This window comes from Paenibacillus macquariensis (assembly GCF_900156375.1).
Taxonomy (GTDB): Bacteria; Bacillota; Bacilli; order Paenibacillales; family Paenibacillaceae; genus Paenibacillus_AQ; species Paenibacillus_AQ macquariensis.
This window is the reverse complement of sequence record NZ_FTNK01000006.1, coordinates 100373-115391: the sequence shown is the minus strand read 5'-3', so window position 1 is coordinate 115391 and position 15019 is coordinate 100373. Positions and strand designations below refer to the sequence as shown.

Sequence of the window (15019 nt, the reverse complement as noted above, 5' to 3'; positions counted from 1 at the left end):
CCTTAAATATGAGTTGATTGCCAGAAATGTAGAGGGTGGATATAGCTAACTGTAGTGATCTGGTATAATAGGGTATGATTTAAATGGGGTAATACGTAATGATAAGAATAAAGATCGCCTATTGGGATTGGAGAGATTACATTTGCATATCAAAGCAATCATTTTTGATTTAGATAATACACTAATGGACCGAGATACGACGTTTCGTAAATACTCAGAACAGTTTGTGAATGATCATTTGGGACATTTAGATCCGGTGACACAAGCTGAAATCGTAGCTGATTTGAAAGTTAGAGATGCGGATGGGTATCGCGATAAACAAGCGTTCTTTGAGGAGATGGTTGAATGTCTTCCGTGGCAAAACCCACTTACAGCATCGGAGATTGAATCGTATTACAACACACATTATATGACTCACGCATGTAAAATGGATGATGTAGATGAGGTTCTAGCTTATTGTCAGCGTCAAGGTTATCTTATGGCGATTATGACGAACGGTAAACATCAAATTCAGTATGGAAAAATGAGTCTGCTTCAACTAGGTGAACAATTCCATACTGTGATTGTGTCTGAAGATGCAGGTATGAAAAAGCCGGATCGACGGATATACCAAATGGCGTTAGACAAACTAGAAGTTGCAGCTGAGAATACAATCTTTGTTGGAGATCACCCAAGGAACGATATTTGGGGAGCAAGTCAGGTGGGTATCCGTGGAATATGGTTACGTCGTTTCCATGGATGGGACGATTCACTGGGTATGAAGCCATGGAAAACGATCGATCAATTGAATGAATTATTAGGAATCCTATGAATATGAAATTTCATAGCAATAAAAACAAGACCCTTGGTTGTTACGGTGAAACACCGTAAACAGCCAAAGGTCTTGTCATATGTGAATGATTGAATAATATTAGAAGTTTAGAGCTGCTTCTGAAGCTTGTTTCATGCCTGCTTCAACAATATTTGCTGCTTGGTCAGGAGATTGGTTATGCCCTTCAACGATAACTTTAGTCACATCTTGTACGCCAAATAAATTCATGTTGTACGATACGAAGTTAACAGCCATTTCAGCCGCAGCCATAGGACCTTCAGAATAAACGCCACCACGTGCGTTAAGAATAGCAACCTTCTTGTCAGTCACAAGGCCTACAGGACCTGTTGCTGTATATTTGAAAGTTTTACCTGCTTGGTTCAAATAATCGATATATGTGTGAAGTACTGCAGGAACTGTCATGTTCCACAATGGGAATGCAAATACGACTTTGTCAGCAGCTAGGAACTGATTCAAGTATTTAGATACGTTGTCAGCAGCTTCTTTTTGTTCTGCAGTCGCTTCAATACCTTGTGCTGCTAAATATAATCCAGTAATAATCGTGTTATCATAGTATGGAAGGTTCTCTGCAAATAGATCAAGTTCTACGATTTCATCGTTAGGATTAGACTGTTTGTAGCTTTCCAAGAAAGTATGATAGAGCTGAACACTTACGGATTGTTCTTGGGGACGATTGTTTGCTTTTACAAATAAGACTTGTGCCATGATGTATGAATCTCCTTTTTTGCTAACCAATTATTATTTACTATGAATAGTATAGTACTATACTAATTGGTATTTTGGCACTTGTCAAAAGTTTAAAAATGGATTGTATTCTGTTTAGTTATTTTGTGTGATGTTGATATCCCCGGAGTTCGTGCGAACCTTAATCAAATCCTTAGATAATCTTAACGATTCAGGTGAATGAATATTACCGGAATTGGCATTTACATCGTAGAAACCTTTGAAATTAGGATCGGCAGTTAGCGTTACATTACCGGATTTAGCTGAAATATCTAAGGAGGAGGCTCCTTTTTGTATTAATTCGATATTTCCTGAGTTGGCCTTAAACGTACCTTCTCCAGCGTAATTGATAATATCCATATTTCCTGATTTAATAGAGAAGTTTGCATTGCCTTGGATATCTGAAGCAGTTATATTACCGGAATTAGCCTCTATTCTTAGTTGTTTAGCGAAGACGGATTTGAGGTTTAAATTCCCGGATTTCGATGTGATGTCAATATTGTTGGCACTCATATTAGTTACGAACCCATTACTTGATGTGAAATGAATACCAACTTCTTGAAGTTGATTTAGATCAGGTAATGAGACGGTCAGCGTTGCTTTTTGAGATTTGAATGAAATGCTAAAGAATTGGATACTATCATCCACCATGGAGATTTCGAATTCTCCGTTCTGAGGATGGATTTGGTTCAGTTGGGAGATTACTTTATCTTCAAAAAGGCCTGTTAGTTCAATGCTTTGTGTACCGTCTGTACTTTGAATAAATTCAATATCCGTGTTGTATTCACTATTTACAATGAGATGACTTAAGGTGCCGTTATCTATTGTCCACTTCTTGTTATAATCCTTAAGCTTATCTCCAAAGTTAAATTGATTAGAAGACATTCCTACGATTCCTACAATGACTAGAATTAAACCTACGATCGCCAACGTGAAGATTTTTTTATTCATTTTGAAATCCCCTTTCTACTAACGTTCATATTCCATTTAAGGTAAGATTTACTCATATTTAATAGCCCTTTATAAGTAAACATGACGGCTATAAGTAACCATAGACCTATCCCTATTCCCGCTATAGATGCAAATAACTTCGCCATGGAAAAGGTATGATTAATGATGTATTCAGGAATAAGCAGAAGGGGACTGAGTAGAGCTCCCAATGTTCCAGCACATAGACCTATCCATCCAGACCAGAGTCCAATCATTAACGGGGCGATAACAATATTAATGAAGAAGAGACCTATATAGATAAAAATGTTGCGAGGGATAGATACCGTTTTCTTTGTATTCACATAGGGGTCTTGTATCGTAAATCGATCTCCAACAATTTCTCTTACTAATTCGAAAGGGTCTCCAAGCTCATGTGCAATTTGCTCTTCAGTCTTCCCATTGTGCATACCATAGGTGAAATGGGATTCGTAGTCAGTGAGTAATTCTTTTCTCTCCACTTCTGAAATGGAGGTAAGATGGGTTTGCAATATCGATAAATATTGTTTTTTATTCATACTCGTTTCCTTCCTCAATTAGATTGGACACATTCGTAACAAAGTCCTTCCATTCAAAGACGATGTTAGTTAAGTAGGTTTTACCATGAGGCGTAATTCGGTAATATTTGCGAGGGGGACCCTCAGTGGATTCTTGTAAATAAGTTGTGCAATAGTTGTCGTTCACTAATCTGCGTAGTAGAGGATAAAGGGCACCCTCAGCCACTTCAATATGCTTAGAGATAGACTGTGCAAGCTCGTAGCCATATTGATCTTTACGTTGAATAAGGACGAGTACGCATAGTTCTAATACTCCTTTTTTAAATTGTACACTTACATCCATGGTAGGTGACCTCTATTCTGTATGGTGATGAAGTAGTAGTATTGTGTATGCAGTACTGATTATTAAACACTAATGATAAGTACAGTATAATAGGTGGTACTGATTAATGCAACATACCGGAATGGGATAATACAATTAGTGGAAAATGGAAATACCCACAATAGTAAAAGACACCTCCCAACTCAATGGAAAGTGCCTTTACTATTGTGGGTATTGTTGTGTTCGATTCATAGCAATCAAGTCTAATAAAGGGATAAAGCTAATGAATCGTCCTCGCTCTTGCTGTGTAGAATAGCTTCTGAACCTACGATTTCGATGCTTATAAGAGAGTCCAGGCATTTTTTTAATGCTCTTTTGCCATTTTGAATTTTAAGTTCAAGTGTATGACTAAGTAGTCTTAACGTTTTTTGGACAGGCTGTTTATTCTCTGTGCTAAAATACACGGGTACTAATTTGTTTTGAAAGTTGATTAACATGGTCATTGAAATCACCCTATTCCTTTCATAAACCTAATTCTATTGATTTTTTCTTAAAATCACCTTAAAAGAAGATTATAAACAGCTAAATAATTAAAAGAATACTAGAGTTAGTCCAAGTTGTGAACGAAATCCAAAGAATGAAATTAGATGCAGTTATGAAAAGCCTTTATAACCATTTTATGTGTAATAAATAGCTGTGATTATTGTATTATGTAATAGTTTTTATGAATACAATGAGGCAAATTGACTGGCTTTTAGATGGATGTTACATTTAAATGTAGAAAGTTCACGACATCATCATGATGAAGTAGCTTGTGTGGTGGGGAATATCAACTCGAATAAGCCAATATTGTAAGAATGTATTTTTATTGACTGTGATAATACTAGAATGGTAATAGGTAATACCATTATGTTCCATATATCAATAATCGTCATGATGCGTTCGACCTAGGAAGACCACTAATAACTACTTTTTTTGAAACTTTTATGGAATCAATGAGAAGTTTAATAGAGTGTCTATCTTTCAAAGGGTCAAGATTACTATGTATTGGAGATTCTAATAGGGATAAAGCCGCAATTTCGTATGGAGAGCTTTGAAACACTATGAAAAGTGTTAAAAAATTAGCGACATATGGCATGTTGTGGTTTTTGGAAAGGAGGCTCATAATGTTCTCAACTCATGCTTCTAAGCAAGACTCAATTATACTAGATAATAAGGAGTTTTTTTTTCTAGCAGGGATATTGGGCTCAGACCATTTTCTTGGTGTTGAAGATCCCTTTCAAGGACAGTTGGCAGAAGAAATTGCTTGTGAATGGCATAAGACCAAAACTATATTACTTGAAAAGGGTTATTTAATTAGGGAAAAGAATGAGGTTCAGCTGTCTATGCCACCTGCTGTATTCTCGAGGGTTGCTATTGCTTGTTTAGCTGAGCGGGCTTGTTGGATCAAATATAGTGTTTATGGCAAGACATGCGAAAGTTACCTTCATGTTACGAATGAACAGGTGGTACGCGTAACTAAAGGTAATGAACTTACGGCAAGTTATAGGTTGGACGATCTAGGGACGATTGAAGAAGCTTGTTCAAGGATAATGGACGAGATAGATATGCAAGATGGTTCTTATACCGACATGCCTGCATTATTCTTCTCCCAGCAACATTTCAATGGATTATATGAGGAATCTCATGCCCTTGATGTTGATATATTAAGTCGTAAGTTTGCTGAAGTAACGGATGATATAGAAGGTTCGATCTTGCTGGCAAAATGTTTGAAATTTCGTTCGGGTGAAGGTGAATTCCATCTCTCGATATGGACAGGACATACATGGGAGACACAGCAAGCCGCATTTTTAATGAATGGTTCGGTAAACTGGCTGGTTCGCCAAAGTATAAAAAGTGACCAGGACTGGCTTGTAGCTAGTCCAACGAATAAGAAAAAATTTCAAAATATGTTACTAATGTGGTTGAAGGAGTCTTCACAATCCTGATGTGAGGTGAAAATCAATAATCCATGGATATAACCATTCAATCGAGTGCTCTTCGGACAGTAAGTGTTCCAATACAACAAAGTGTGGAACAAATTCATCAGATTACGCTACCTATTGAACAACAAGATTCAGAATCTTTCGACCTTGAGAGTTCTCATATTCTATCGGGATATGGTGATGAACATAGGGTGAGTTCTAATCCTCTCTCTGTAGTGACATGGATGACTGGAGAAGTGAAAGAGATGAGATCAGAGCGATCTGATGGAGAAGAGCGAACGCTTACGCTTGTTGATCAGAATCGAACTATACTTAATGCAGCAGCATTGAAATCACAGATTTGGACTTTTGTAGACCCTGAATCACTAGTAGCTAAGCAGTCTTCACCTATAGGAGGTGATTATGATCATTAACACTGAAGTTGTGGAATTGTTTCATTACATAAGTTCTCAGAATGAAGAGCAAAAGGTCTCAACGTATCAAGGACAGATGACATGCAGGTATGGTTATGGAAGAGCAAAGAAGACGGCTTTGCAAGGTGGATCTGCTCAAGACTTCCTAAGTGTACATATTAAAGGGGATAGATGTAACTTTGTTATATGTGATGGGGTAGGTGAAAGTAACCAAGGAAGTTCCACTACAAGGTATTTAGGTAATACGTTGTTGGACTGGCTAGATTCGACCATAGACTGGTCGTCTAAAGAGTTTCTGTCCTATATGGAGTATCTACCGGTTGTGGCAATGAAGGAGTTACAGAACCCCATTTCCTCAGATACAATGTACATATGTGGGCGGCTGGAGCTACCTACGCTTGAAAATCCTATCGGGCGAATATGGATGGCATGGCAGGGCGATTCTCGTCTAAGATTCTGGAGAAATGGCGTTGAAGTAAGTCAGTTCTTTAAGGGAACGATGCGTGCGGAAGAACGTTGGTCGATTTCTGAAGGACCACTGGGTGGAGAGCCGCATGTTTATCAAAGTCGTCTGGAGTATGGCATGCCGATGAGACTGCAGCTTCATACTGATGGTCTCCGGGATTTAGATCCTATTGATGAACGACTACCTGATGAACAGATTCAGATTTTGTTTGACGCACCGCATACGGATGGTTTAATCGAAGATGCAGCTTTCTTGGAATTTGAATGGTAATAGAAGACGTACATCCTTTTTGTAGAAAAGGGTGTGCGTTCTTTTTATATGTAATCTGATTTTTTTCTTTAGGTTAGTGATTAAGTAACCATCCTTTTGGGGTAATCTGAATTACAAGTACACCAAAAGGAGAGGTCTTATGAGCGAAGAACACATAAATACGAAACGGTTTGAAGGACAAACAGCAATTGTAACAGGTGCAGGTTCCGGGATCGGCAAAGCATCTGCGATTAAATTGGCGCAGCAAGGAGCCAATGTGGCCTTATTCGATCTTCTAAACGATCGTACTTCAGAAACGGAAGTAGAAATTAATCGCATACGTGAGGGAGCAGCCAGAGCTTTTGATGTGGATACATCGAATGCGGAGCGAGTAGAGAGGGCGGTACTTGAGACGGTCGAAATATTCGGTGGCGTTGATATTGTGTTTGCTAATGCAGGAATTAATGGCGTTTTGTCTCCAATTGAAGAGATGGAGTTCGAAGATTGGCAGCAGACGCTAAGTGTCAATCTGAACGGAACCTTTTTAACGTTGAAATATTCGATCCCGCACCTCAAAAAAAATGGAGGTAGCGTTATTATTACCAGCTCTATCAATGGTAACCGAACGTACTCTAATTTTGGGATGTCTGCATACAGTACTTCGAAGGGAGGGCAGGTCGCTTTTGCCAAAATGGCTGCATTAGAACTTGCTCGCTATAAGATACGTGTGAACGTTATTTGTCCAGGTGCGATCTCAACGAATATCGATCAAAGTACGGAAAAAACAGAAAAGCTAAAGGATATCGTCATTCCAGTGGAATTTCCGGAAGGAAGTCAGCCCTTAGCAGACGGTCCAGGTGATCCAAGGCAAGTCGCTGATCTAGTAAGTTTCCTAGCTTCCAAAGAAGCGAGTCATATCACCGGAGCAGAAATTATCATTGATGGTGCAGAATCACTATTGTGATCATGTATTTAAAATACAAAAGAGTATCATCCTTGTTTTAGGATGATACTCTTTTTATGTCGTGCGCTCAGCATGGTAGCTATTGAGTCTTAAATTTCATACCACTTGATCTCATTGGCTTCCATCTTGAGTGAGAAGCGAGAGCCATCACCACGATAGACGACGGTTTCTTGTGGTTCATACGTGTTGTTGACAACGCAGTATTTGCCATTCTTGACATAAGCATGGACTTCGATATTGTAGTTGTCGCTGAACCATCGATGAAGCTCATGATCGCTGTTAGCGCTCCAGAGGATCGCACGGTAGAGAAGTCGACTGTTCTCAAAGCTATAAGGGAGTCCACTGATATAGACTGTACGTCCACTACCAAATGGATTCACTGCAAGTTGCACTTCTTTATCAATCTGACGTAGGATAGTGGTTCCTTCGTGAGCGAATATATTTTTCTTACCTTCACCAAAATCGATTATCTTATTTCCGTCAGCATCTATAGCGCAGTCTTCAGTAATAAAGTGATCCTGCTCTTCCCAGTTATATTTATCATAACCGAGGGTGAAACCTCGTTCTTGCTCTACACCAAGAATATTTGAAAGTTGGAAATACCTTCCGTTGGCTTGATGAGCTGCGGGTTCGCCTACGCCGATGAATCCACCACCGTCGTGAACAAATTTCTTCACGGCGGTTATGATGTCTGTATCCAGCCACCAATCACCTCCGGTATAAGCGGTATCGCCATCCCCTACATTCAAGATGACATCAATGCCTTTAAGGATGGAGGGATCATTCTTTATATCTTCAAAGCTGATAAATTTGACATCAAATGGTGCACCTGATAGCGTCTCGATGATGCCTGCATAGCTGTAATTCTGCTTCTGATAGAGAGCATGATGGACCATGTGATTACCCCATGCACGCATTTTACCCCAGCAGTTGAGTACGGCAACAGTTTTAACGCAATATGGAGTTGTTCCTTGTACATTATCGTACAGCGTACGGAATTCGTCACATACACTTTCAATGTATTCCATGAAATCTGGAAATTCTAGTGCTAGCTTCAGATATCCCCCATACCCAATTCGGTCTATTGGCTTGCGGAGGATCGCACGTCTTGCAGTAACCCAGTTAACTTTGGCTTCGCGTACAGGATCTCCACCCTCATAGAATGTATCAGGGAAGAAATAGGGTAAGAAACGTCCTTCGGTATATTTCACTCCTGGTATATCACTGATCAGTCGAAGTGTGGAACCATTGCCTACACTACCAACGACGGCATCTACCCCAATGGTTGAGAATTCTTCCATAAAGGGCTCGGTACCAATCCAATGATCACCTAGGAACATCATGGCTTCCTTCCCATATTCATGTGTAATATCGACTAATTCTTTGGCAAGTTTGGCAACCTCGCGCCGTTGGAATGCCTGAAAGTCTTGGAACTCCTTGGTCGGTATACGATAGTTGTTATTATAGTATCCCTGATCAATGATGTATTCCGCTCTGAACGGATAGCCAACCTCTTGTTCAAATTGCTCAAGAATATAAGGACTAACGGAAGCTGAATATCCATACCAATCAACATACTTCTCACGTGCGAGCTCATCGAAGATGAGTGTGAACTGGTGGAAGAAGGTAGTAAAGCGAATGACATTGACATAGGGATGTTCTTCGATAAATTGACGTAGACGTTGCATCGTGAACTCACGTGTTTTGGGTTGACGAACATCAAAGGTCATCTGAGGTTCAACGTCGTCCCAACCATTCGTGACTGAATTATACATATGTACTGGATCCCACATAATAAAAGCTAGAAAACTAACGGTATAATCATGGAATGGTGTTGTATGAATATCTACACTACCCGTTTCTTCATTATAGTTCCATTGATCAGTCGATACGACCGCGCCTGTGGTACGGTCGATGACTTCCCAGAAGTGTTTGATATTGTCCTCGCTATTGACCTTCAACATATCCAGATAAAGTCCCTTCATCAGAGGGATTGAAAGGCTAGATTGAACAGCTGTATAGAAAGGTGTCATGAGGTACATTTGCTGGATCTCATCGGGATTTGCTTGCGCCCAACCGTTTTCTTTACGCGTGGTATAGTAAGTGGAATACACCTTGGCATCGATATCCCGTAGCTCTTCGGGAAAGTCTGTGCCATCGCAATCACGTACAGCGTCCGCACCCCAACGCTTCATTACTTCTTTCGTTTGAGAAATCACATCTAGATCGGTTGGAATCGTGACACGTCCTTTATTCATGTACAGTAATTCTCCTTTTATTTGTATTTGCGATTATAGAACCAGAGTAGACCTATCAGAAGTGCAAGTCCCAGCAGCATAGTTCCTAGCCCAGACGCGCCAATGTTTTTTTGTCCAATAAATACGAGTACTACCGCGAAGATAAAGACAATCAGTATTAACAAATTACGTAACAAATTTCGCATAGATTCACTCATAGTAGCACCTTAACCTTTCAGTCCGCCCATGGTCATGCCCTGGGTAAGCTTCTTCTGTACTAGAATATATAGAATAAGGGTTGGCAGCATGACAATTACGAGTCCTGCATACATTTGGCCATATTGAACGGCTGATTTCTGAGCGGCCATTAGATTCATTAGACCGACTGGTAATGTTCGAAGTCCGGGCTTAGTCAGTAAAGTCATTGAAATGATATATTCGTTCCAGAAGGAAAGGAAATTAAACAAGATAACGGTCACAATGCTGGGTTTAGCCATTGGCATAATGATTTGAACCATGGTTCGGAAATATCCTGCACCATCTACAGAAGCAGCTTCTTCGAATTCCCTAGGCAATGATTTGAAATAACCAGCCAGTAGATAGACTGTGAAGGGAAGTGCCATTGCAGCATAGACCAAAGCTAGAATGAATAGATTATTCAGGAATATGGGGTGTCCAAGAAAACTACGGACGATCTTATCGCCGTTATTGAGCATGAGAAAGATCGGAACGACAATATAGTTCACATTGATAAATAATCCTGCCATAAACATCATATTTAAGATGACGCTGCCTTTAAATTTATACCTTGCCAGGACATAAGCTGCGGGTAAGGCAATGACGAGTAGAAGAGCAAGCGCAATCACTGTAACGATTACGGAGTTGAGCATGTAACTGCCCATTTTAGCCTTCTGCCAAGCATTAACAAAGTTCTCTAGATAGAATCCTTTCGGAAGAGCCCATGGATTACCATAAAACTCTATATCCTGTTTAACGGAGGCCATGAACGCCCAAGCTACAGGGACAATAATGATAATGGCCAGTGCGATCAGCACAACATAGATGAAGCCCTTATAGACCTTATCACTGACGCCATGATGTGTGAGTTTATTATTCTTCAAGTTGTCGCCTCCTTAATATTCCAAATGTTCACGTTTGGTGACTGCGTTCAGGATAGCAGCTAGTGCGAATGAGAACAGGAACACGATAACACCGATTGCCATACCGTAGCCGTACGAGGAGTTAGTATAAGCCTCTTTATACATATAGCTAAGGAACACTTCAGTGGCACCGTCAGGACCGCCGCCAGTCATTGCTACAACGAACAGGAAGCTCATGTTGATCGTGCTGATGACAAAGAAAGTGAGCGTGGTACGGATATTCGTCCAGATTAACGGGATCGTAATGGTGAAAAATTGATGCATCCGTCCAGCACCCTCGAGCTCAGCTGATTCATACAAGCTTTCGGGGATATTTGCCATACTGGCCATATACATGACCATGTAATAACCGATGGCCTGCCAGATCATAGCACCTGCGAGAGAGAAAATAACGATTTTTTGATCGCCGAGCCAAAGTGTAGAGTCTGAAGTTGCTCCACGGAATAAATTCAGGAATGCATTAAGTAACCCACTATTCGGATCATATATCGCAGAGAAAATAGCACTAATAACAACGACAGAAAGGATGTTCGGAATATAAAAGATGATTCGTAACAAATCCTGTCCTTTCAGCTTCTCACGAGAAAGCATGGACGCGAACACAAGTGCAAACGCAAAGGTAACAATGGTGACTACAATGATAAGCAGAAGACTGTTCTGAAATGATTGATAGAATTTATCGCTGTGAAATAACTTAGTGAAATTTTGCAGCCCAACAAAGGTTTTGTCATCGGTATATCCACCCCACTTGTATGTGGACATACGGAAGACATCGATCGTAGGTATGATTAGAAAAACAATGAATAGAATTACGGCGGGAGCAAGACAGAAGAAAATAAAACGTCCTTGTCCTTTCTTGATGTCCATTGATCCATCTCCTTCTCAAGGTAAAAATAACGGTGGCAGCTTTCGCATGCCACCATGATTCACAGATTGAATTCGTATCTATCGTTGCCTTGAATTATTTCAACGCCCCGCGTAATGCATCGCTTGCTTTCGTAATAGCTTCAACCCACTGAGCTTGTGTCTTAGCCTTAGTTACGAGGGAATCCACTGTACCAAATACGGTATCCGAAATGCTTACACCTTCAACTGGATCAGTTGTGGAGAATGCTCCCATAGCTGCTTTTGCACCATTGTCATAAATGCTATAGAAGAGTTTATTGTCACCTTCTAGTTTGCTTGCCATGTCTTTAATAGGTTGAACTGCGCCTACTTTGGCAAAGACGCCAGCTGCTTCATCTGAGTAAAGATACGCAATAAACTGTTTAGCTAGATCTGCATTCTTAGCTTTTGCAGGAACCCAGATTTGTTCGAAGAAGGTGTAGGAGAATCTGTCACCGCCTTCTTTTACAGCAGGCAGAGCAGTGAAGCCCCATTTAAATCCTTCAGCACGAGGTGCTTTACTCATTTCACCAACGACCCAAGTGCCGTTTGGCATGAAGATTGCTTTGTTATCTAGAATGAGCTGTTGGTTTTTAGTGAAGTTATCTTTATTTCCATTGGCTGGTACTGTTTTCTCAGTGTAGGCTGCAAGTTTATTGATAATGTCAAATGCTTGCGTTGCTTCTGGAGATTGCCATACACCTTCAGTGTAATGCATCGCTTTGGTGAAGAATTCAGGACCACCAACTTCGTTCAGTAATGCATAGAAGAATGAATCGAAGTAACCGGTAGTTGGGTAGGAGAACAATGCAATTCCATCAGCCTTAGCTTTATCTCCTAATGCCCACATTTCGTCCCAAGTGGTAGGGACAGTCCAGCCTTTTTGCTCAAGTAACCCAGCATTGTAGAATAGACCCGTAGGACTATAGAACATTGGCATCAGATAGGTTTTGCCATCACCATAAGGATTCGTAATGGTGGTATCCGTAAAACCAGGGATGATTTTGTCCTTCACAGTACCGCTTTCACCAGGAATTGTCATCGAAAGTACATCTGTAAGATCCGTGAGGTTATTATCTTTAACGAAGGTTTCTGTCAAGCCTTTGGGTTGACCAACAGCAAGATGGATGACGTCAGGGAAATCGCCTGATTTCATAGCGGGTCCAATAACATCTTCAATACTCTTGTCTATGGTAGATTCGACCTTCACGCCAGGGTTTGCTTTCTCGAAACCAGCTATGATTTCCTTCCAGACATCAGCACCGTAAGCGGTTTCTAGAGCAGCAAGTTTTAAAGTGCGAGTCTCAGGTGTCTCTGGTGTTTCTGTAGTTGCCACCGGAGTAGTTGTATCACTAGGGGCAGGACTAGAGCTGTTGTTGGTATTTCCACTACAAGCTGCAAGACTAAGTGATAATGATGCTGTAAGTGCCAGGCCAAGAATTTTTTTCATGTTAACCCTCCTGATATTTCTATATTTGTTTACGAATGTGGAAATCATGACTCAAATGACTTCTCGCACAATTAGAATAGCGCTTACATATTTGCATTTCAATAGATTCAACGGAGGTAGATAGGATCGTACATAGACATGCAAAAATAATCAATAAAGTACAAGTATGCTAAAATATTGGTGACTCATTCGCGAAATATTCACTCTAAATAAACGTTAATAAATGAAATGGACCTCACAATGAAGCTAATATTGTACATAGATTAGTCTATTTTATTCATGTATGGTTAAGGTACGAATACGTATAGTGGAAGTGTTATGCGATAGAAACGAATTTAGGAGTGGGCTTTAATGAAGAAATTTGCTAGCTTAATTTTACTAGCAGTGATATTGATATTAAGTTTCATTGGTTTAAGTAAGGATTCAATTTCAACCAATACGGTTAGTCCACCATCAGGAACACAAGCATTACATGATTTTAAGGACAAAGAATTGAATATCGCGGTATTTCAAGGTGGATACGGACGTGAATACTGGGATGAAATTGTGAGTGAATTTGAATCAGCTTATCCAGGTGTAAAAGTTAATATGACAAACAGCCCTAGAATCGGAGATGTTGTTAGACCGCAAATTGTTGCAGGTAATCCACCAGATTTTCTTGTCGTTGTAGATACTGAGCAAAGTGGTCTAATGACATCCTTAGTGAAGGAAAAGGGATTGCTAGATATTAGTGATGTATTTGAAAGTAAAGCATTGGATAAGGATCAATTACTGAAGGATATGGTTCTTCCTGGGATGTTAGAAAGCACAAGATTCTCTCCATATCAAGATGGGGAAATTTATCTTGCACCATTTAATGCAGGTCCTATGGGGTTGATTTATAATAAAAAATTATTTCGGGATAAAGGATGGAAATTACCAGAAACGTGGGATGAATTCTTCGCTTTGGATGAGGAACTGAAGAAAGAAGAGAATTATCTAGTCGACACGAATGGTGTAAAGACAAAAAGAGCATTATTTACTTACCAAGGTATCTATCCTGACTATTTGGAAGAGATCATGTATCCTTCATTAGCTAACGCTGCTGGCATTAATCATTTAAAGAAGATTTTCGCATACGAACCAGGCTCGTTTAAAACGAGAAATGTAAAAAAGGTGCTTGATACATTCGCGAAGCTGGGTACACAAGGCTATTTAATGGAAGGCACTGTGGACCTGAATCATACACAATCACAAACGGATATGATGCTTGGCAAAGCAATATTTATTGTTAATGCGACCTGGATGGAGAATGAAATGAAGAACTCTCCTAGAGAAGAGGGCTTCGAATTTGGTATGATTCCAGTACCCGTATTTAACAAAGGGGATAAGCGCTATATCCTAACAAGTTATGAACAATTCTCAATTCCATTAAGAGCCAAGAATCCAGAACTGGCAAAGGAATTCTTGAAGTTTCTTTACACAGATCAATCTGTTAAATTATTTGCTGAGAAATCCAATGGTGTATTTGCACTTAAGGACGCTAAAGAACTTTCGAAGCCGTACTTAACACCTGGTGTATATGAAATGTTTAGTGCGTATGATGGAGCAACGACAATTTTGCAAGATTGGAAAGCCATTCCTAAAGGTTCTAAGATCGATATTAAGACTGAATTATTTAGGAATACAATGACTCCAATTATGGCGGGTAAGATGACAACGGATCAATGGATGGATAGTGTTGAGAAGTCATTCACTCAGATTCAATCTGAGATGGAAGCAAATAAACATTGAAATAAAAATAATCAATTCATGTTCATAAAATAAGAATGCTCCAATGAATACAGGGCTGTCCCCAAAGTATGGGACA

Annotated in this window: 16 protein-coding genes; 6 read left to right on the top strand and 10 right to left on the bottom strand. The window is 39.9% G+C overall.

The genetic code is table 11. The annotated features are described in order from the left end of the window. Positions 1–142: 142 nt before the first annotated feature. Entirely contained in the window at positions 143–811 is a 669-nt protein-coding gene (locus BW961_RS12955) for an HAD family hydrolase (RefSeq protein WP_068580229.1), read from the top strand. A gap of 99 nt (positions 812–910) precedes the next feature. Here the strand turns inward: BW961_RS12955 and BW961_RS12950 are convergent, their stop codons facing one another. The 5 genes from BW961_RS12950 to BW961_RS31205 all read right to left on the bottom strand — a co-directional run bounded on the left by BW961_RS12950 (position 911) and on the right by BW961_RS31205 (position 3864). Then, entirely contained in the window at positions 911–1537 is a 627-nt protein-coding gene (locus BW961_RS12950; protein WP_068580227.1) for an FMN-dependent NADH-azoreductase, read from the bottom strand. A 114-nt stretch (positions 1538–1651) separates the two neighbouring features. Further along, a complete protein-coding gene (locus tag BW961_RS12945) occupies positions 1652–2506 on the bottom strand; it encodes a DUF4097 family beta strand repeat-containing protein (protein ID WP_068580225.1) in 855 nt (284 codons plus the stop codon). Beyond that, positions 2503–3060, bottom strand: a complete 558-nt coding sequence (locus BW961_RS12940) for a DUF1700 domain-containing protein (protein WP_068580224.1) — start codon at positions 3058–3060, stop codon at positions 2503–2505. Before BW961_RS12940 ends, BW961_RS12945 begins: the two co-directional genes overlap by 4 nt. After that, entirely contained in the window at positions 3053–3382 is a 330-nt protein-coding gene (locus BW961_RS12935; protein ID WP_068580222.1) for a PadR family transcriptional regulator, read from the bottom strand. The genes BW961_RS12940 and BW961_RS12935 overlap by 8 nt, the downstream gene beginning before the upstream one ends. A 242-nt stretch (positions 3383–3624) precedes the next feature. After that, positions 3625–3864 carry a hypothetical protein gene (locus tag BW961_RS31205; protein WP_068534875.1) on the bottom strand — a complete coding sequence of 80 codons (240 nt, stop codon included), beginning with the start codon at positions 3862–3864 and terminating at the stop codon, positions 3625–3627. A gap of 663 nt (positions 3865–4527) precedes the next feature. Here BW961_RS31205 and BW961_RS12925 point away from each other — a divergent pair. From BW961_RS12925 to BW961_RS12910, 4 genes are all read left to right on the top strand, one after another. After that, positions 4528–5349, top strand: coding sequence for a hypothetical protein (locus BW961_RS12925; protein ID WP_068580220.1), 822 nt, complete (start codon positions 4528–4530; stop codon positions 5347–5349). Between the two features lie 23 nt (positions 5350–5372). Further along, a complete protein-coding gene (locus BW961_RS12920) occupies positions 5373–5759 on the top strand; it encodes a hypothetical protein (RefSeq protein WP_068580219.1) in 387 nt (128 codons plus the stop codon). After that, complete coding sequence (locus tag BW961_RS12915; protein WP_068580218.1) at positions 5749–6495, top strand: hypothetical protein; 747 nt, start codon at positions 5749–5751, stop codon at positions 6493–6495. The genes BW961_RS12920 and BW961_RS12915 overlap by 11 nt, the downstream gene beginning before the upstream one ends. A 139-nt stretch (positions 6496–6634) precedes the next feature. Beyond that, positions 6635–7438 (top strand): SDR family oxidoreductase, encoded by an 804-nt coding sequence (locus BW961_RS12910; RefSeq protein WP_068580217.1) that lies wholly within the window; start codon positions 6635–6637, stop codon positions 7436–7438. An 89-nt stretch (positions 7439–7527) separates the two neighbouring features. On the opposite strand, the gene gnpA is transcribed toward BW961_RS12910, so the two are convergent. From gnpA to BW961_RS12885, 5 genes are all read right to left on the bottom strand, one after another. Beyond that, positions 7528–9702: a 1,3-beta-galactosyl-N-acetylhexosamine phosphorylase gene (gene gnpA, locus BW961_RS12905; protein WP_425298681.1), complete on the bottom strand. Its 2175-nt coding sequence runs from the start codon at positions 9700–9702 to the stop codon at positions 7528–7530. A gap of 11 nt (positions 9703–9713) precedes the next feature. Then, entirely contained in the window at positions 9714–9893 is a 180-nt protein-coding gene (locus BW961_RS12900) for a DUF6903 family protein (protein WP_068580214.1), read from the bottom strand. Between the two features lie 9 nt (positions 9894–9902). Further along, complete coding sequence (locus tag BW961_RS12895) at positions 9903–10796, bottom strand: carbohydrate ABC transporter permease (protein WP_068580212.1); 894 nt, start codon at positions 10794–10796, stop codon at positions 9903–9905. 12 nt (positions 10797–10808) lie between these two features. After that, positions 10809–11702: a carbohydrate ABC transporter permease gene (locus BW961_RS12890; RefSeq protein WP_068580210.1), complete on the bottom strand. Its 894-nt coding sequence runs from the start codon at positions 11700–11702 to the stop codon at positions 10809–10811. A gap of 94 nt (positions 11703–11796) precedes the next feature. Beyond that, positions 11797–13170, bottom strand: coding sequence for a carbohydrate ABC transporter substrate-binding protein (locus tag BW961_RS12885; RefSeq protein ID WP_082867319.1), 1374 nt, complete (start codon positions 13168–13170; stop codon positions 11797–11799). A 351-nt stretch (positions 13171–13521) separates the two neighbouring features. Between BW961_RS12885 and BW961_RS12880 the strand changes: the two genes are divergently transcribed. Further along, positions 13522–14943, top strand: coding sequence for a carbohydrate ABC transporter substrate-binding protein (locus BW961_RS12880; protein ID WP_068580208.1), 1422 nt, complete (start codon positions 13522–13524; stop codon positions 14941–14943). Positions 14944–15019 lie beyond the last annotated feature (76 nt).